The following is an 18,841-nucleotide window of genomic DNA, read 5'->3' as shown; positions in this document are numbered from 1 at the left end:
AGAAAGGACGGGAGGCACGGTGACAGAAGCGGGATTGCAGCAAGAGATCGTCCTTGCCCCCGCTCCCGCCCAGCGCTACTCCCACCCCATGGCCGAAAAAGAACCGCCCGAACCCAAGCGCAGGAACAAGACACTCAGTGTTGCTGACGTGCTCTCGGGCGCGCTCGATCCGGTGCTGAAAAAGCGCGGCTTTGCGACCAAGGACATCATCACCCATTGGCGCGTCATCGCCCCGACGCCCTATGACCAGACCACCATTCCCGACAAACTGATCTGGCCGCGCAGCGCCGCCCAAAGCCACGAAGGCGCGGTGCTTTATCTGCGCTGCGGCCCCGGCCAGGCCCTCTTCGTGCAACACGCCGCGCCCGATATCGCCATGGCGGTAAACCGCTACTTTGGCTACCTCCTCGTCAACGAGGTCCGCCTCTCCGCCGAGCTATTCACCCCCGGTTCAGGCGCCAAGGCGCAAAAGAACAGGCAACCGAGCCAGAGCGAAATCGCAAAGGTCGGCGCCACGGTCGAAAAGATCGAGGATACGGATCTGCGGGAAGCGTTGCGGGCATTGGGCCTGGCGCTCTCCGGCAGATCGGAGCCAAAGGGCAGATAGTCCGTTCACCCCCAAGTGATAATCATGCCCACTTGCCGACACCAAGCCCATGTGTAGTGTCGCGCAGAACAATAATCAGGAGCCTGACACGTGAAGTTCAACCGTCGCGAGACCCTCATCCTTGCCGCCTCTGCGTCGGCGCTCAGCCTTTGCGGCCTCGGCGCGGCCCAGGCCGCCGAAGGCGACGTTGTCGACCAGGCCAAGCTTCTCGCCCCCGCCGGCAATATCCCCGACAAGATCCAGGGCAATGCCGACGCTCCGGTCACGGTCATCGAATATGCGTCGCCGACCTGCCCGCACTGCGCCACCTTCCACAACACGGTCTATGAGCCGTTCAAGGCCGAATATGTCGATACCGGCAAGGTAAAGTTCATCCTGCGCCCCTTCGTGCGCAACGTGCTCGACGCCGCCATTTTCATGCTGGCCGAGGCCGCTGGCGAGACCAATTACCACAACGTCATCTCGACCTATTTCAAGACCCAGGGCGAATGGGGCGTTTCCGAAACCCCGCGCGATGCGATCTACACGATCGCGACCCAGCTCGGTTTTACCAAGGAAAGCTTCGATGCTGCCTTGACGAATCAGGACCTGTTCACTGGCATGGAAGCCATGCGCGAACAGGCGCTGAACGAATTCGGGCTCCAGGGCACGCCGACCTTCTATGTCAATGGCAAGACGCTTTCCGGTGACAAGACGCTCGAGCAGCTCGCTGCCGAGATCGATCCCCTTGTGCCCGCCGATTTCGTCGCTCCTGCCGCCGGCGCTGCTGCAGCACCCGCCGCTGAAACGCCCGCTCCTGCCGCTGATGCGATGGCCCCGGCTGCTGACGCAATGGCTCCGGCCGCTCCTGCGCAATAAGCCCAGCACACTCGATCGGCACCTCCCCCGTGACGGGGGAGGTTGGGAGGGGGTGTTGGCAAGCTCAACACCCCATTTCCTTTTCACGCGGGGCGGCAGATGAAATTCTCCCGCCTCAAACTCCACGGCTTCAAAAGCTTCTCCGACGAGACCACCCTCGTCATGGAACCGGGCCTGACCGGCATTGTCGGCCCCAATGGCTGCGGCAAGTCCAACCTTGTCGAAGCCATGCGCTGGGTCATGGGTGAAAACTCATACAAGGCCATGCGCGCCTCCGGCATGGACGACGTCATCTTTTCCGGCTCCGGCAATCGACCCGGCCGCAATTCGGCCGAGGTGACGCTGGTCCTCGACAATGCCGACCGCACCGCCCCCGCCGCCCTCAACACCGCTGATATCCTTGAAGTCACCCGCCGCATCGAGCGCGAGGCCGGCTCGGTCTATCGCGTCAACGGCAAGGAAGTGCGCGCCCGCGACGTGCAACTGCTCTTTGCCGATGCGTCCACGGGCGCCCATTCCCCCGCCATGGTCCGCCAGGGCCAGATCGGCGAACTCATCGCCGCCAAACCCACGGCCCGCCGCGCCCTTCTCGAAGAAGCCGCCGGCATTTCCGGCCTCCATTCCCGCCGCCACGAGGCCGAACTGCGCCTCCGTGCTGCCGAGAGCAATCTCGAGCGCGTCGACGACATCATCGGCCAGATCAGCAGCCAGCTCGAAACGCTGAAGCGCCAGGCCCGCCTAGCCATCCGTTATCGTGGCCTCTCGGGCGACATCCGCCGCGCCGAAGCCACCCTTTTCCACATCCGCTGGGTCACCACCCGCGCCGCGGAGAAAGAAGGCGAAGCCGCGCAGGCCGTCCTCATCCGCAAGCTCGCCGATGCCACCCATGCCGAACGCGTGGCGCAGAAAAACGTCGAAGAAGCCGAAGCCGCCCTCGCGCCCCTCCGCGAACGCGAGGCCGTCACCTCGGCGATCCTCCAGCGCTACAAAATCCTCTTCGAGCAATTGAGCGAAGAATCGCGCCGCCTGCAGCAGCGCCGCACCGAACTCGAAGAACGCCTCCGCCAGATTTCTCAGGACGGCAGCCGCGAACGCGAACTGGTCAGCGAAAGCGAAGCAAGCCTTGCCGCCTATGCCGAAGAGCAGGAACGCATCGAGGCCGAAGAAGAAGAGGCCATAGAAGGCCTCGAAGCCGCCCGCCGCGAGGCCGAAGAAGCCCGCGCCGCCGCCGCAACAGCCGAAACCGAATCCCGCCTCCTCAGCGATCGCCTCGCCCAGATGCGCGTGCGCCGCGGCCAGGCCCAGCGCGCAGTCGCCGATGCCGACCTCCGCCTCGAACGCCTGACCCGTGAAATCGCCGGTGTCGAAGCCGATATGGCGAAAATCGCCGAAACCATTGCCGGCGACGAAACCCTGATGCGCCATCAGGACGCGCTCGAAACCGCACACGAAGAAGCCGAGATCGCCGAAAGCGCCGCCCTCAGCGCCGAAGAAGAGGCCGCCGCCGCCCAGCAAAAACTCGACGAAATGCGTCCCCGCCTCGCCGAACTCGACGCACTGGTGACGGGCCTCGAAGCCGAAGCCTCCACTTTGGGCAAAATGCTCAATGTCGGCTCCAGCCTCTGGCCCGCCATCGTCGACGAATTGAAGGTCGAACCCGGCTACGAAACCGCCCTCGGCGCTGCCCTCGGCGACGATCTCGATGCCTCGTCCGACGCCGGCGCCCCACTCCATTGGTCCATCGCCATCGAAGGCTATGACGATCCGCCGCTGCCGCAGGGCGCCGAGCCGCTTTCGCGCTATGTCACCGGCACGCCGCTCCTCAAGCGCCGCCTCGACCAGATCGGCCTTGTCAGCGATGTGGTCGGCCCCGGCCTCATGCCCGCCCTCTGGCCCGGCCAGCGGTTGGTCACTCTCGAAGGCGCCATGTGGCGCTGGGACGGGTTCGTCGCCGCCGCCGACGCCCCGACCGCCGCTGCCCTCCGCCTCTCGCAGCGCAATCGCCTCGCCGAACTCGACGAGGAAGTCATGCGCGCCAAGGCCGAGCGCAACGCCTTCCGCCGCGATATCGACAACCAGACCGCCACTCTCGACCTCGCCCGCCAGGCCGAACGCGCCCGCCGCGAAGACTGGCGCAAGGCCCAGCACGCCATCAGCCTCGCCCAGACCGAACTCGATCGTGCCCTCCGCGCTCAGGGCGAGCTGGCCTCCCGCCGCTCCGCTCTCGAAGAGGCCCACACCCGCCTCCAGGCGAATCTCAGCGAGGCCGAAGCCGTCCGCGAAGAAGCCGCCATCATTCTCGAAGTATCAGGCGAAGAAGACGACCTGGTTGAACGCCTCGAAGAAGAGCACGAGCGCCTCGCCGCCCTCCGCGAACGCGCCGATCAGGCCCGCCTCAAACTCGGCAGCTTTGAAAGCGCCGCCCACATGCGCGCGTCTCGGCTCGACCAACTCGCCCGCGACCGCGCCTCCTGGCAGCGCCGCTTCGATGGCGCCGCCGCTCAGCTCGCCACACTCGACCAGCGCACAGAGGCCGTCAAAGCCCAGCTCGACGAACTCGACGCCGCCCCCGAAGGTTTTGCGGATCGCCGCGCCCAGCTCGAAGACCAGATCGAAGACGCCAATCTCGACCACCAGGAAGCCAGCGACCGTTTCAATGCCGCCCAGACTGCCTGGCGCGATCACGAAAAATCCCTGCGCGCCGCCGCCGAAGCGCTGTCCGAAGTCCGCATCGACCTCACCCGCATCGAAGAGCGCCTGAAAGGCTCGATGGCCCAGCGCCAGCAGATCGAGCGCCAGGTCGAAGAAAGCCTCGGCATTCCCGCCAGCCGCACCCTCGAAGTTTCAGGCATTCGCCCCGAAGAGGCCCTGCCCCCGGAAACCGCAACCGAGCAAAAGCTCGAACGCCTCAAATCCGAGCGCGAGCGCCTCGGCGGGGTCAATCTCTCGGCCGAAAAGGAAGCCGAAGAGGTTCAGGAAAAACTCGACACCATGGTCGCCGACCGCGACGACCTGATCGAAGCCATCGCCAAGCTGCGCGGCGGCATTGCCGCGCTCAACCGCGAAGGCCGCGCCCGCCTCTCCGAAGCCTTCGGCAAGGTGAACGCCTATTTCCAGGAGCTCTTCACCACCCTTTTCGGCGGCGGCACCGCGGAACTGACCTTCGTCGAAAGTGACGACCCGCTCGAAGCTGGCCTGGAAATCATCGCCCGCCCACCGGGCAAGAAGCCGCAGACCATGACCCTGCTCTCAGGCGGCGAACAGGCGCTCACCGCCATGAGCCTGATCTTTGCTGTTTTCCTCACCAATCCCGCGCCCATCTGCGTCCTCGACGAAGTCGACGCCCCGCTCGACGACGCCAATGTCGAACGCTTCTGCAATCTCCTCGACTCCATGCGCCAGCGCACCAATACCCGCTTCATGGTCATCACCCACAATCCGATCACCATGAGCCGCGTCGACCGCCTCTTCGGCGTCACCATGGCCGAACGCGGCGTGTCGCAGCTCGTCTCCGTCGACCTGCAAACGGCCGAAAGCTTCCGCGAAGTCGTCTGACCCGCCCCAGAAGCGCCCAGGGAATCTCCTTCCCAGCCACGACTCCACCACAATTGAGCTGTGGACAGCATGCCGCACCCTTGGATTTCGTAAAAATCACGCGGCAAATCAAAGACTTACCAGATCGTTACGCGCCTTGACACTATTTGGGGCCACCACTATGTTGCGCCCGACCTGAATAGGCACCCGGACCAATCCGGGAAAAGGCAGGCCAAGGGGGAGTAAGCGGATGGAAAAACCGCCCAAAATCCAGGGCCAGTCTGAAAATGCCAACGAGGCGACGCGTGATCTTGCATCGCGTATTGCTTCAGCCAAGCAGGAACGGCACCTTGAGGACAATAGATCCGCGGGGACCGATCCTGGGCAGATGAGCGGGATGGCGCGCGGCATGCGCATCGGTACCGAGTTCATCGCCGCGATTCTGGTGGGGACCGGCTTCGGCTACCTCATCGATCTTGGCCTGGGAACCAGCCCCTGGGGCTTGCTCATCATGTTCTTGGTGGGCTTTGCCGCTGGAATACTCAATGTCACCCGTGTGGTGGCGCAAATGAACGCCGCTTCGCCTCTCCCGCCCGCACAGGCCGGGAAAGACGAAACAGAAAAATGATGACGTTTAGAGGGCTCTATCTTGGCCGGTACTGATCCGATCCACCAGTTCGTCATCCAGGACATGTTCCCCATTCACCTTGGTGGTGATGGCACTGCAGGCAGTGGCCTGAATTTCTCCTTTACCAACTCTTCGCTGTTCATGGTGGCGACGGTCGCGGTTATTTCGCTGTACCTGATCCTGACCACTTCGGCGAAAAGTGTCATTCCGGGCCGCGCCCAGCTCGTCAGCGAGCTGCTTTATGGGTTCGTGGCCAATATGGTGAAAAGTGCCGCGGGCACTGCGGGCATGAAGTTCTTCCCGCTGGTGTTCTCGCTCTTCACCTTCATCTTCGTGGCCAACATGTTCGGCATGGTGCCGTACTTCTTCACCGTCACCAGCCACATCATCGTCACCTTCGCCCTCTCGATGCTGGTCTTCCTGACCGTCGTCATCTACGGCTTCGTCAAGAACGGTCCGAAGTTCCTGAAACTCTTCGTTCCCTCGGGCGTGCCGGGCTATATCCTTCCCATCGTGGCGCCGATCGAGTTCATCTCCTTCATGAGCCGCCCGATTTCGCTCTCTGTGCGTCTGTTCGGCAATATCCTGGCCGGTCACATCACGCTCAAAGTCTTCACCGGCTTCATCGTCACCATGAGCTCGCTGGGTTTCCTCGGCATTCTCGGTTCGGCGCTGCCGCTGATCATGGCCATTGCTCTTACTGGCCTCGAATTTCTCGTCGGTGCAGTCCAGGCGTATGTCTTCGCCGTCCTGACCTGCATGTATCTCAACGACGCGATCCACCCGTCTCACTAACTACCAGTCACGGCGGGCTGTTCCGCCAGAACCCCCGCTAAAGTCGCTTGAAAGGACTACAAAAATGGAAGCTGAAGCCGCAAAGTTCATCGGTGCCGGCATTGCTTGTTTCGGTATGGCTGGCGCCGCCATCGGCGTGGCCAACATCTTCGGCAACTTCCTGTCGGGCGCCCTGCGCAACCCGTCTGCTGCCCCGAGCCAGTTCTCGAACCTGATCTTCGGCTTCGCCGTGACCGAAGCTCTGGGCATCTTCTCGTTCCTGGTTGCCCTGATCCTGCTGTTCGTCGCCTAATTCTGGCGCGACCGAATTATACGCAGCCGGGGCTATTCCCGGCTGCGCGTTCTTGTCCGGCCACGGCCGGTTGACCGGATTTTACGGGACCTCACCTGATGGTAACGCAAGTTTACGCCCAGGAAGCGGCTGCACCGGCCGAAGAGCATGTGGAAGACGCCGCGCACGGCGCGACCGATACCCATGCCGATCCGACCGCTGACACCCATGCCACCACCGAAGCTCATGGTGGCGAGCACGATTCAGGCGTTTTCCCGCCCTTCGACCCCGCGACCTTCCCCAGCCAGCTGCTCTGGCTCGCCATCACCTTTGGCGCGCTCTATGTGCTGATGAGCAAGGTTGCCCTGCCGCGCATCGGCAACATTCTTGAAAATCGCAAGAGCATTGTCGACGCAGACCTCGCTGCCGCCGATGCTTCCCGCCAGAAGACCGACGCTGCCATCGCCGCCTACGAAACGGCCCTGGCTGACGCGCGCTCCAAGGCCCAGGGTATTGCCAACGAAACCCGCGAAAAGATCCAGTCCGACCTCGCTTCCAAGCGCAGCGCTGTCGAAACCGATCTGACCGCCAAGGTTACCGAAGCCGAGACCCGTATCGCCGCTACCAAGCGCGATGCCCTGACCCATGTCGACGAGATCGCCACCGAAACGGCCCAGACCGTCGTTGGCCAGATCATCGGCGATGTGTCGGCCGACAGCGTCCGCGCTGCCGTCGCCAAGGCCAGCAAGGAGTAAGCGACAAATGGAACTCGACAACTCGTTCTACGCCCTTGTCGCCCTCGTCATCTTCATCGCGATGGCGCTGTATTTCGGCATCCCCCGCATCGTGGGCAAGATGCTCGACGGCCAGATCCAGAAGATCGCCGACGAACTGGCCCAGGCCAAGAAGCTGCGCGAAGAAGCTGCCGCTCTGCTCGTTGAATACGAACAGAAGCGCGTCGCTGCCGAAGCCGAAGCCCAGGGCATCATCGCTGCTGCCCAGGACGAAGCCACCCGCCTTGCTTCCGAAGCCCAGGCATCGCTTGCCGATCTCGTGACCCGCCGCACCAAGGCTGTGGAAGACAAGATCGCCCAGGCCGAAGCCCAGGCCGTCGCCGAAGTTCGCGCCCGCTCGGCCGATCTGGCCGTGGAAGCTGCCCGTCTCGTCCTCACCGACGAAATGAACAAGAAGGGCAACCAGGTCGTCGACAAGGCCATCGCCGACGTAGCCGGTCGCCTGAACTAAGTTTTTGTAATTTTGCAGAATTGAAAGGCGGGTCCTCGGGCCCGCCCTTTTTTGTCTTGTGAACGATTGGCAGGGCGTCGCACCGCCCCTTCCCTCCCGTCGTCATTGCCGGGCTTGTCCCGGCAATCCATCTCGCCTCCGGGCCGCCATCCTGCGGATGGCTTGGGACCACCGGGACAAGCCCGGTGGTGACGACCAAGGAGAAAGCTAGGCCAACCCAAACGCCCCAGTAGACCTCATCCTGAGGTGCGGAGCGAAGCGAAGCCTCTAAGGGTTCTGACTGGCCGCAATCGCTCCGGTGGAGCGATTGCAAGGAAGAACGCCCAGAGCGCTATGCGCGTCGGGCTATGGGCGTGCCCCGAACCCTCCTGGTTCGAGGCTTTGCTGTGCAAAGCACCTCACCATGAGGGTTACTGCACGGCTCGGCCGTCCTCCTCCCGTGAACATCCCCACACTCCGCGTTGACGCCACCACAATTTTTCCCCATGGTGCGCTCGACTGCGGGAGAGACTGGCTGAAAACGCCAGCGCCGAAGGAGCAACCGCCCCGGAAACTCTCAGGCAAAAGGACCGCAGTCAGGTCACAACTCTGGAAAGCAGGCTGCTTGCAGCCTCCCCGAAGGTAGCAACCGGCGCTCAGCCGGGAAATCTCTCAGGGCAAGGACAGAGGGGGCACGCATTCCCGCCACATAGGCGGAGCCTTGTCGTGTCGCCTTGAACCAGAGAGTGCCCATGGCCGAAGCGCCCACAGAAGACCTCAAGCACACCCCGCTCTATGAGCGCCACGTCACTGCCGGCGGCCGTATCGTCCCGTTCGGCGGCTATGCCCTGCCCGTGCAGTATCCCACCGGCATCATGACCGAGCACAAGTGGACGCGCGAAAATGCCGGCCTCTTCGACGTCAGCCATATGGGCCCCAGCTTCCTGGTCCTCAATGCGCCTTCCGGTGATGCCGAAGCCGATCACGCCGCCATCGCGGCTATCATTGAACCGCTCATCTGCGGTGATATTCTGAACCTGAAAACCGGCCAGATCCGCTACACCCTGCTCCTCAATGACCAGGGCGGCACCATAGACGACCTGATGGTCGCCCGTTCGACCACGCCGGGCACGCTCTTCATCGTCGTCAATGCCGGCACCAAGGAAGGCGATTTTGCCCGCATCGCCGCCGCAGCCGGCGACAAGGCCACTTTGAAGCGCGCCGACGATGGCGCCCTCCTCGCCCTTCAGGGCCCGGAAGCCGTCAACGTCATGGCCGCGCTCATCCCGCAAGCCGCCGATCTCGGCTTCATGCAATTCGGTGAATTCGACTGGAACGGCGTCCCCGTCACCGTCTCCCGCTCCGGCTATACCGGCGAAGACGGTTTTGAAATTCTCGCCCCCGCCCCTATGTCCGTCGCCCTGTGGGACGAACTGCTGGTCGATCCGCGCGTAAAACCCATGGGCCTCGGCGCCCGCGACAGCCTCCGCCTCGAAGCCGGCCTGCCGCTCTATGGGCACGACCTCGACGAAACCGTCTCCCCCATCGAAGCCGATCTCGGCTTTGCCGTCTCAAAACGCCGCCGCGAGGCTGCCGACTTCCCCGGCGCCCAGCGCATCCTCGCCGAGCGCGACGGCAAGCTGACCCGCAAGCGCGTCGGCCTCCTCGTCGAAGGCGCCCCGGCCCGTGAAGGCGCCGAGATTCTCGATGCATCCGGCACTCCCATCGGCGTCGTCACGAGCGGCGGCTTCGCCCCCTCGCTCGGCAAGGCCATCGCCCTCGGCTTCGTGTCGCCCGAGCACACCGCCATTGGCACAAAGCTCCAGGTTTCGGTTCGCGGCCGCTCACAGCCGGCCGAAGTCGTGCCGACACCCTTCGTTCCCCATCGCTATTTCCGCAAATCAGTCTGAGGCCCCAGCCATGACCACGAAATTCACGCCCGACCACGAATATATCCGCGTCGAGGGTTCGACCGGCATTGTCGGCATCACGCCCTATGCGCAGGAGCAGCTCGGCGACATCGTCTTCGTTGAACTCCCCGCCGTCGGCAAGGCACTCAGGAAGGGCGACGAAGCCGCCGTCGTCGAATCGGTGAAGGCCGCTTCCGAGATCTACGCGCCGGTCACCGGAACCATCGTCGAAGTTAACAGTCTGCTAACCAATGAGCCCGGGTTGGTGAACTCGGATTCCGAGGGCGCCGGCTGGATGTTCAAGATCGCCATCTCCGATGCGAGCGAACTCGACACCCTCCTCGATGCCGACGGCTATGCGGAACTGACCCTCTGACCATGCGCTATCTTCCCCATTCTGCCCATGAACGCGCCGACATGCTCGGCGTCATCGGCGCCGCCGATATCGACGCGCTGTTCTCTGCCGTTCCCAAATCGGCCCTCAAATCGTTCGACCTCGGCCTTCCCGCGCATCAGCCGGAATTCCTCGTCGAAGCGCATATGCGCGCCCTCGCCAACAAGAACCATGCGGCCGGCGACGGCCCGTTCTTCGTCGGCGCCGGCGCCTATCGGCATCACGTGCCGGCGACGGTCGATCATTTGATCCAGCGTTCCGAATGGCTTACGGCCTATACGCCCTATCAGCCGGAAATCTCGCAGGGCACCCTGCAGATGCTGTTCGAATTCCAGACCCAGGTCGCCAAGATCATGGGCATGGACGTCGCCAATGCCAGCCTTTATGACGGCTCCACCGGCACCGCCGAAGCCGTCCTGATGGCCCGCCGCCTGACGCGAAAAAACAAGATCGTGCTCTCGGGCGGCCTCCACCCGCACTATCGCGACGTCGTCAAAGCCTATCTCAAGGACGATCCGGATCTCGTCTGTCTCTCCCCCTCCCCCGAGGGCCAGGGCGACATTCTCCAGCAGATCGACGCCAACACCGCCGCCATCGTCATCCAGACCCCCGATTTCTACGGCCACCTGCGCGATCTCAAATCCGCAGCCGAAGCCGCCCACGCCCAGGGCGCACTGCTAGTCGTCGTGGTCACGGAGGTCGTCTCCCTCGGCCTCCTCGAGGCTCCTGGCGCCCTTGGCGCCGATATCGTCGTGGCCGAGGGCCAGTCGATCGGCAATGCGCTCAATTTCGGCGGCCCCTATCTTGGCCTCATGGCGACGCGGAAGGAATTCATCCGCCAGATGCCGGGCCGGCTCTGCGGCGAAACCGTCGATGCCGACGGCAACCGCGGCTTCGTGCTGACGCTCTCGACCCGCGAGCAGCATATCCGCCGCGAAAAGGCGACGAGCAATATCTGCACCAATTCCGGCCTCTGCGCCCTCGCCTTCTCGATCCATATGGGTCTGCTTGGTGAAGCCGGCTTTGTCCGCCTCGCCCGTCTCAACCACTTCAACGCCATCAAGCTGGCCGATGCCCTTGCCGGGGTGCCGGGCGTCGAAGTGCTCAACAAGACCTTCTTCAACGAGATGACCATTCGCACGACCCAGCCGGCTGCAAGCCTCGTCGAACGTCTCGCACGTCGCGGCATCCTCGCCGGTGTGCCGGTGAGCCGCCTGCTGCCCAATGACCGAAGCGTCGACAATCTCATCATCCTCGCGGCGACGGAATTGACGACCGACGCCGATATCGCCGCCCTCGCGGGCGCCCTGACGGAGGAACTGGCATGAGCATGAATACGCAAGGCCGCCCCACCGGCGTGGGCACTGTCGGCACCGGCGCTTCGGGCTCGGCGCTCATCCCCGATGAACCGCTGCTGTTCGAAATCGGCGACACCGAGCATTCCGGCGTCGACCTGCCCGACGTAACGTTCAGCAATGACCGCCTCGGCGGTTTCGGTCGCAAGACCAAGCTCGACCTCGCCGGCCTCACCGAGCCCGAAGCCATGCGCCACTATGTGCGCCTCAGCCGCATGAACCACTCCATCGACAGCGGCATGTATCCGCTCGGTTCATGCACGATGAAGCACAATCCGCGCCTCAACGAAAAGATCGCCCGCCTGCCGGGCTTCTCGGACATCCACCCGCTCCAGCCGGTCTCGACCGTGCAGGGCGCGCTGGAAATGATGAACCAGCTCAGCCACTGGCTGCTTACCCTCACCAATACCGCCGCCGTGGCCCTGTCGCCAAAGGCCGGCGCCCATGGCGAACTGCTGGGCATGATGGCCATCAAGGCCGCGCAGGAAGCCAAGGGCGAAGCGCACCGCACGGTCGTGCTCGTGCCCGAAAGCGCCCATGGCACCAACCCGGCAACCGCCGCCTTCCTCGGCTACACGGTGAAACCCGTGCCCGCCAAGGACGACGGCACCGTCGACGTCGAAGCAGTCAAGGCCGCCCTGTCGCCCGAAGTCGCCGCGATCATGCTGACCAATCCCAATACCTGCGGCCTCTTCGAGCCTCAGGTCATCGAGATTGCTCGGGCTGTGCACGATGCCGGCGCGTTCTTTTACTGCGATGGCGCCAATTTCAACGCCATCATGGGCGTCGTCCGCCCGGGCGATCTCGGCATCGACGCCATGCACATCAACCTGCATAAGACCTTCTCGACGCCGCATGGCGGCGGCGGTCCGGGTGCGGGTCCGGTTGTGCTCTCCGAAGCGCTGGCGCCCTTCGCGCCCGTTCCCTTCGTGCGCAAGGGCGCCAATGGCCTTGAACTGGTCGAGCACATCGAGGACGCCGCTCTCGGCCGCGTCACGGCCTTCCACGGCCAGATGGGCATGTATGTCCGCGCGCTGACCTATATGCTCAGCCATGGCGGCGATGGCCTCGCCCAGGCAGCACAGGATGCGGTGCTCAACGCGAACTACATCAAGGCTCGCCTGCAGCACATTTTCTCTGTGCCCTTCCCCGACTATCCGACCATGCATGAAGCACTCTTCGACGACAGCTTCCTTAAGGATTCAGGCGTCTCGACGCTCGACTTCGCCAAGGCACTGATCGACGAGGGCTTCCATCCCATGACCATGTACTTCCCGCTGGTCGTGCATGGCGCCATGCTGATCGAACCCACCGAAAGCGAAAGCAAGCAGACGCTCGACCGCTTCTGCGACGTCATGGCCGAACTCGCCAATGACGCGCTTGCGGGCAACAAGGAGCGCTTCACCTCCGCTCCGACCAAGGCGCCCCGCCGTCGTCTCGACGAGACCCGCGCGGCCCGCCAGCCGGTGCTGAAGTGGGAAAAGCCCGCGGACCTGCCCCAGGCAGCCGAATAAAGAAAGGGCGGCCGAGAGGCCGCCCTTTTCAATTCCAGAACCGCAAGGCTTTAGCCGCGGGTATCGAAACCAACCCAGATAGTGATGCTCTCGCCGCCCAGATACGGGATGGCGACATTCTCAACCACTTTGACGAACTCGGCCGACTGCGCCGGTGCGGCGATCGCCACGGGAATGGTGTACTTTTCCGAGAATACGGCCTGGCCATCGCGCTCGACGGCAAAGCGGATCGGGGCATTGACCGAAGACTGGTTGCCGGCTGGTCCGAGCAATACGCGGCCGGAAGCGCCCATATTGACGGTGATGAGGCCGTTCGAAACGACGCAGTTGCGCGTCACTTCATCAATGACACCCTGATACTGCAGGGCCTTGGCGTCGCCGGTGCGGCCGCCGCCATAATAATACATGGCCTCGCCGCCGACGCGCACCTTGATCGGCGGGCATTCGGTGGCAATAGCCGGCAGGGCATTGGTCTGTGCCTGCGCCACGGCCTGAGGCGTCGCGGTCGCGTTCTGGAGGTTAGCATTGCTGCTGGTGCCGCCGCCGAACATGCTGCCCATGGAGCAGCCGGCAAGGGCGACAGAAAGGCCGGCCATTGCGACAAGTCGGGTAAAGGTCGGCTTGGTCATGGTTTTCTCCCGGCTCATCATGCTTGGGCCGTTTCTAGCGCCATCAGGATGGCAGGGGCACCGCTGGCGTTGACGCCGGGGGCGTCCTCCACAAAAATATCGCTTACCGCGCCGTTCCGCACAATCATGGCGGCGCGCGCATAACGCGTACCCATGCCACTGGCGGAAAAATCCTTGGCGAGGCCGAGAGCCTTGGCAAGGTCGGCATTGCCATCGGCGATGAATTCCACCTGGCCCAGCGCATCGGAGGCTTCGGCCCAGGCCTTCATGACATGGGCATCATTGGCTGCGGCGCAGATGATGCGATCAACACCCTTGGCCTTGAGCTTGCCAGCATTGGCCAGAAAGCCCGGCAGATGGTTGACGTGACAGGTGGGCGTAAAGGCCCCCGGCACAGAGAAAAGCACCACAGTGCCCGAGCCAAGGACGGCATCGCTGGTGGTTTCGGCTACGCCGGACGCATTCACCAGCTTGATCCCAACCGAAGGGATCGCATTGCCACGCTCAATCATAAGAGGATTTGCCCCATGCCCATTGGCGACTTGCGATCGCCATACTCCAAAACGCTATCCCGCGATAGGCGGCTTGGCCGCACGTTACAAGCCCAAAGGCCTGTTGGGGATTAATTGCTCGTCGGACCAGCACTAATGGTTCGCGAAAGCTCGAACGCTCCCATACCGGTCATGAACGACACCTGAACGTCCTCGCCTTCGAGGTCACTATTGTCAGTTTTCGTCAGAATGGGAAGCAGGACTAGGCCGTCTTGCGGGCTTTTTTGCGGCACGCCGAAGAGCGGCGTACCCGTTTCGGTGGCAACGATCAGCGTCGAGATATCGACCGTATCGTCGTTGAGCCAAACGGCCAGGGCCTTGTCCTCGGCGCGATATTCGATCTTGCCGATGGGCTCCTCACCCTCGTTCCAGGGAATGGGCGCTTCGGACAGCGCCTGCTTGATCCTGAGCGCATTCGGCCGGTCGGGCTCGGCGTCGGTCAGCGGCAGGGTGAAATTGGCCTGGGCCGGCAGGCAGATGTCGGAACAGATGCCGAGCATGGCCGAAACCATGACATTGCCGGTGGGATCGCCGGCCTTCACGGCGATGGGCAGCATGGTGTCGCCAAAATAGGCGAAATCGACATAGCCGGAACTGGTATCGAGCTGAGGATGCGGCCAGACGATTTCTGCCGACTTGACCCCGTCCGAGCCGGCAAAATCGAGTTCGGCCGGAAAGCCGGTCTCCCCGGGCACACGCCAATAGGTTTTGGTGTTTTCCGGCATTTCGATTTCGAGGCCGAACAGAGTGGCCCCGTCGGCCCTGACCTGGCCCGAACTCACGAGCCGCAGTTTTACGCCGGGCACAACCTCCTGCCATTCCGTTTCGCCTGCGAGGGGCGCGGAAACAAGGGCCAAGGAGACGATGGTGGCGAGGGCAAGATTACGCATGAGCAAGCCATTAGCGCAGGAGAGGATGAAGGAATAGCTGACGCCAGTTCAGGCCTTCGTGAAGGCTGCGTGCCGCCTCTCGCCCTGCAAGTGCTTGGCAGGTTGGCGCTATGAGCCTAAAATCACTGGCATGAACACTCTTGAAGGACAGTTTCTGGTGGCCATGCCGGGCATGGAGGACGAGCGCTTCGCCGAAAGCGTCATCCTGCTCGTGGGCCATGGCGACGAAGGCGCCATGGGTCTCGTGGTCAATCAGGAGCTCGCCAATCTCACCTTTGCCGACATTCTCGACGAACTCGACCTCGGCGATCCCGACGCCGTCATCCGCCTGCCTGACCGCATCCGCGACCGCTCGGTGCTGCGCGGGGGGCCAGTGGAAAAGAGCCGCGGCTTCGTCCTCCACACGGCGGATTACAGTAGCGGTAATACCTACAAGGTAACCGAAGAGATCGGGCTGACGGCAACGCTGGATGTGCTCAAGGCCATGGCCTTTGGCCCGGCGCCCAAGGCATCGCTCTTCGCGCTCGGGTGTTGCGGCTGGAGCCCTGGCCAACTTGAGCGGGAGATCGCCGAAAACGGCTGGCTCACCGTGCCATTCGACCGCGCGCTCCTGTTCGATGTGCCGGTGGAACAGCGCTATGAGAAGGCTCTCGAGAGCCTTCACATCACTCGCGCAACGCTGAGTTCCGACGCCGGACACGCCTGAGGGCCACTTCACCTGTCCCTCAAGGGAGAGGTGAAGAGCGCCTACCGCCCCAACTGCGCCAGCAGCTTCTTCGCCATTTCCTGCCCAGTCATAGCCGAGCCGAAAGCAAAGCCCTGGGCGAAGCGGCAATTGAGCTGACGCAGCCGTTCGATCTCGTCGAGCGTTTCGACACCCTCCGCCACGACCATCAGATCCAGATCTTCCGCAAGCCCGACAATGGCGCGGAGAATCGGCGTCTGCGTGTGCGGAATGCCGGTCTCGGTCCCCATCTTCACGAAAGCTGCAGGAATCTTGATCGTGTCGAAGGGGAAGCGGTGCAGGTAGCTCAGCGACGAACTGCCCGTGCCGAAATCATCGAGCGCTAGGCCAAGGCCGAGACTACGCAGGGCCTCGAGCATATAGGCGGAATGCTCGGGATTGCTCATCACCTGGCCCTCGGTGATTTCGAGCTTCAAATGCCCCGCCAGCGTCTTGTCCTGCGAAACGAGATTGCGCATGTCGTTGAGCAGGGTTTCGGTCGCCAATTGGGTGGGCGAGAGATTGACCGAGATGAAGAAGTCCTCGGGCAGGCCGATGGTCGTCATCCAATCCTTTGCCTGCGCCGCCGCTTGTTCGAAGGCGAGGCGACCAAGCTTTTCGATCTGGCCGGATCGTTCGGCCAGCGGCACGAATTCGTCGGGATTGACCACGCCACGCGTCGGGTGGTTCCAGCGCATCAGCGCTTCGGCGCCGATGATCTGGCCCGAGGTGATGTTCATCACCGGCTGATACTGCACATGCAGTTCGCCCTGGCGCATGCCGCGCTCGAGGTCTTCCTCGCTGGCGCGGTTGTAATTGGCGATGGAGCGGGCCGATGCGCGATAGGCCTCAATCCGGTCGCCGCCAAGACGCTTGGCGTAATACATGGCCAGTTCCGCGTCGCGCAGCACGTCGGCGGCTTCCGCCGGGTTGCCATCATAGATGGTGACGCCGATAGAGGCGGAAATGGTAAGGTCGCGGTCGCCGAAATTGAACGGCGCCTTCAGCGCCTTGCGGATCTGTTCGGCATTCTCGGCAATCTTGCCGGCCGTCTGTTCGGAGGCAAGGATCACCGCGAACTGATCGCCTGAAATGCGCGCCACGGTATCGAGCGGACGCATGACGCGGGCGATGCGGCGCGAAATGGCGAGCAACACCGAATCCGCCGCCGAATGACCGATGCGCTCTTCAAGCTCCATGAACCGGTCGATATCGATGAGGAACACAGCCGGCTTGACGCCACCTGGCTGGCGGGCGCGCACCAAGGCGCGGCTCAACCGGTCGAGCAGCAGCTGACGATTCGGCAGGCCGGTGAGGCTGTCGTGCACGGCATCGTGCAGCAGGCGTTCGCGAGCAGCGCGGTCCTCGGTGACGTCCTGCAGGGTACCGACGATGCGGTTGACCTGGCCATCGCCGCCCAGCACGGGTTTCACGCGCATGCGGAAGGTGCGGTAATTGCCGTCATGCCCGGCAATGCGCATGTCGGCCGAAACCTTGCCGCGGCGCAGTTCCACCAGCGTATCAAAGGCGGTGCGGAAACGGTCGCGATCATCGGGATGCACGCGATCCAGCCAGCGCTTGATGGCGCCACGCAGGGCCCCGCGCTTTTCCCCGAGACGGGTCGACAGTTCATCGCCAACGCTGACGCGGTCGCGATCGATGTTCCAGTCGAAGACGAAGTCGCCCGAGCCGGTCAGCGCCAGCGCGCGTCGTTCCACTTCGCTGAGGGTACCGATGGTCACCTGCCCCTCGGAGAAGGCGTGTTGCACCGCGGTGAAGCCGAGCAGCATGACGACGAGCACGAGGCCACCACCAACAGCAGGCTGCGCCACGTCATTACTGACCTGACCCGAAATCACCAGCCAGGAATAGAACAGCCAGGCAATGAAGATGATCCAGGTCGGCACCAGCAGCACGGCACGGTCATAACCGCGCAGGGCCAGCAGCAGGATCAGGAAGAAGCCGGAAAGCCCCAGCAGCGCCAGCACGAGGCGCGAAATGGTCGCGGCGATCTCGGGCTGGAAGAAGGCAAAGCCAAAGAGCGCGAGGAACAGTGCCGAAAGCCCCAGTGCCAGATGGATAAAGCGCAGGTGCCAGCGATGCAGGTTCAAATAGATGAACAGGAAGCCGGCAAGGGTCGTGGCTATGCCCGCCTCCGCGGCAGCGCGAAGAGGTTGCAGGCCACCGGCCGAAAGACCGAACAGGCGCCCCAGAATGCCGAAATCGATGAGCAGGTAGGCCAGCACCGCCCAGGCAAACGCAGCCGTCGCTGGAAAAACCCCGCGCCCCTTCACCACGAACATGATGGTCAGGAAAACGGCGGCCAGCGAAGCGACGCCCAGCACCACGCCGCGGAAGAGCGTGAAGGAGTTGACGTAGTCGCGATAGGCATTGGGCTGCCAAAGATAGAGCTCGGGCAGAGCACCGGACGAGAGTTCGGCAATCAGCGTCACCGTCGAGCCCGGGTCCAGCGTCACCTCGAAAACGTCGGCTTCCGGGTCGGTCAGCTTGACCGGGCGAATACCGGCGCTGGGCGTCACCGCTGTGATACGCGCATCGCCAAGATCGGGCTGGAACACGCCGGAGGCCGGCAGGCGGTAAAAGGGCGCGACGAGCAGGCGCTCGATCTGCTGGTCGGAATCGTTGCGCAGGGCAAAGAGCGCGAAGGAGGGATTGGTCCCCTGCTCGCTCGCCAGCACTTCGATGCGGCGAATGATGCCGTCAGCGTCGGGCGCGGTCGAGAGCTGCACGCGGCCCTCGGTGCCGGGCACGATCTCGATGACATCGGATAGATTGACGGCATTCACGTCCTCGGGGACGGAAATGACTTCGAACGCCTGGGCGGGCTGCAAAAAAGCGAGCGCAAGCAAGATTGCGAGAGCAAAAAAGGGACGCATCAAGAGCAGCTAATTCCCACACAAGGCTTCATTGTGGCGGCAGTCAGCCTGTTCAAAAGC

At 63.3% G+C, this 18,841-nt stretch carries 17 protein-coding genes and 1 riboswitch; of the genes, 13 read left to right on the top strand and 4 right to left on the bottom strand.

The genetic code is table 11. From position 1 onward, the window contains the following. The first annotated feature begins 19 nt into the window (after positions 1–19). From ACSQ2A_RS01500 to gcvPB, 12 genes are all read left to right on the top strand, one after another. The gene (locus ACSQ2A_RS01500) at positions 20–607 is read left to right on the top strand and encodes a DUF721 domain-containing protein (protein ID WP_436070790.1); all 588 of its coding nucleotides are present in this window, start codon (positions 20–22) and stop codon (positions 605–607) included. Positions 608–697: 90 nt separating this feature from the next. Beyond that, positions 698–1,465 (top strand): DsbA family protein, encoded by a 768-nt coding sequence (locus tag ACSQ2A_RS01495; protein WP_436070789.1) that lies wholly within the window; start codon positions 698–700, stop codon positions 1,463–1,465. A 99-nt stretch (positions 1,466–1,564) separates the two neighbouring features. Further along, positions 1,565–5,020, top strand: coding sequence for a chromosome segregation SMC family protein (locus ACSQ2A_RS01490; protein WP_436070788.1), 3,456 nt, complete (start codon positions 1,565–1,567; stop codon positions 5,018–5,020). A 229-nt stretch (positions 5,021–5,249) separates the two neighbouring features. After that, complete coding sequence (locus ACSQ2A_RS01485) at positions 5,250–5,627, top strand: AtpZ/AtpI family protein (protein WP_295409835.1); 378 nt, start codon at positions 5,250–5,252, stop codon at positions 5,625–5,627. Between the two features lie 21 nt (positions 5,628–5,648). After that, positions 5,649–6,422, top strand: coding sequence for a F0F1 ATP synthase subunit A (locus tag ACSQ2A_RS01480; RefSeq protein WP_295409838.1), 774 nt, complete (start codon positions 5,649–5,651; stop codon positions 6,420–6,422). A 64-nt stretch (positions 6,423–6,486) separates the two neighbouring features. Beyond that, positions 6,487–6,714 carry a F0F1 ATP synthase subunit C gene (locus ACSQ2A_RS01475; RefSeq protein ID WP_035087599.1) on the top strand — a complete coding sequence of 76 codons (228 nt, stop codon included), beginning with the start codon at positions 6,487–6,489 and terminating at the stop codon, positions 6,712–6,714. Positions 6,715–6,809: 95 nt separating this feature from the next. Continuing rightward, complete coding sequence (locus ACSQ2A_RS01470) at positions 6,810–7,448, top strand: F0F1 ATP synthase subunit B (RefSeq protein ID WP_436071617.1); 639 nt, start codon at positions 6,810–6,812, stop codon at positions 7,446–7,448. A gap of 7 nt (positions 7,449–7,455) precedes the next feature. Next, the gene (locus ACSQ2A_RS01465; protein ID WP_291420166.1) at positions 7,456–7,938 is read left to right on the top strand and encodes a F0F1 ATP synthase subunit B family protein; all 483 of its coding nucleotides are present in this window, start codon (positions 7,456–7,458) and stop codon (positions 7,936–7,938) included. Between the two features lie 491 nt (positions 7,939–8,429). Next, positions 8,430–8,520: riboswitch (glycine riboswitch) on the top strand. 149 nt (positions 8,521–8,669) lie between these two features. Beyond that, positions 8,670–9,827, top strand: a complete 1,158-nt coding sequence (gene gcvT, locus ACSQ2A_RS01460; protein ID WP_436070787.1) for a glycine cleavage system aminomethyltransferase GcvT — start codon at positions 8,670–8,672, stop codon at positions 9,825–9,827. Positions 9,828–9,837: 10 nt separating this feature from the next. Then, positions 9,838–10,203, top strand: a complete 366-nt coding sequence (gcvH, locus tag ACSQ2A_RS01455; protein WP_436070786.1) for a glycine cleavage system protein GcvH — start codon at positions 9,838–9,840, stop codon at positions 10,201–10,203. Between the two features lie 2 nt (positions 10,204–10,205). Next, positions 10,206–11,549: an aminomethyl-transferring glycine dehydrogenase subunit GcvPA gene (gene gcvPA, locus ACSQ2A_RS01450; protein WP_436070785.1), complete on the top strand. Its 1,344-nt coding sequence runs from the start codon at positions 10,206–10,208 to the stop codon at positions 11,547–11,549. Further along, complete coding sequence (gene gcvPB, locus ACSQ2A_RS01445; RefSeq protein WP_436070784.1) at positions 11,546–13,090, top strand: aminomethyl-transferring glycine dehydrogenase subunit GcvPB; 1,545 nt, start codon at positions 11,546–11,548, stop codon at positions 13,088–13,090. Before gcvPA ends, gcvPB begins: the two co-directional genes overlap by 4 nt. Positions 13,091–13,140: 50 nt before the next feature. Here gcvPB and ACSQ2A_RS01440 read toward each other — a convergent pair whose 3' ends face one another. The 3 genes from ACSQ2A_RS01440 to ACSQ2A_RS01430 form a co-directional block, all read right to left on the bottom strand. Then, a complete protein-coding gene (locus ACSQ2A_RS01440) occupies positions 13,141–13,719 on the bottom strand; it encodes a hypothetical protein (RefSeq protein ID WP_295410780.1) in 579 nt (192 codons plus the stop codon). A 17-nt stretch (positions 13,720–13,736) separates the two neighbouring features. Then, the gene (locus ACSQ2A_RS01435) at positions 13,737–14,231 is read right to left on the bottom strand and encodes a peroxiredoxin (RefSeq protein WP_436070783.1); all 495 of its coding nucleotides are present in this window, start codon (positions 14,229–14,231) and stop codon (positions 13,737–13,739) included. Positions 14,232–14,341: 110 nt separating this feature from the next. Continuing rightward, the gene (locus ACSQ2A_RS01430) at positions 14,342–15,160 is read right to left on the bottom strand and encodes a protein-disulfide reductase DsbD domain-containing protein (protein WP_436070782.1); all 819 of its coding nucleotides are present in this window, start codon (positions 15,158–15,160) and stop codon (positions 14,342–14,344) included. Positions 15,161–15,290: 130 nt separating this feature from the next. Between ACSQ2A_RS01430 and ACSQ2A_RS01425 the strand changes: the two genes are divergently transcribed. Further along, positions 15,291–15,866 carry a YqgE/AlgH family protein gene (locus ACSQ2A_RS01425; RefSeq protein WP_295410772.1) on the top strand — a complete coding sequence of 192 codons (576 nt, stop codon included), beginning with the start codon at positions 15,291–15,293 and terminating at the stop codon, positions 15,864–15,866. Between the two features lie 41 nt (positions 15,867–15,907). Here ACSQ2A_RS01425 and ACSQ2A_RS01420 read toward each other — a convergent pair whose 3' ends face one another. Beyond that, on the bottom strand, positions 15,908–18,781 hold the full coding sequence (locus tag ACSQ2A_RS01420; RefSeq protein WP_436071616.1) for an EAL domain-containing protein: 2,874 nt from the start codon (positions 18,779–18,781) through the stop codon (positions 15,908–15,910). Positions 18,782–18,841 lie beyond the last annotated feature (60 nt).

Source organism: Devosia sp. LjRoot3, from assembly GCF_964252865.1.
Classification (GTDB): Bacteria; Pseudomonadota; Alphaproteobacteria; order Rhizobiales; family Devosiaceae; genus Devosia.
Note: the sequence above shows the minus strand (reverse complement) of the source record. Positions and strands in the feature narration are given on the sequence as shown.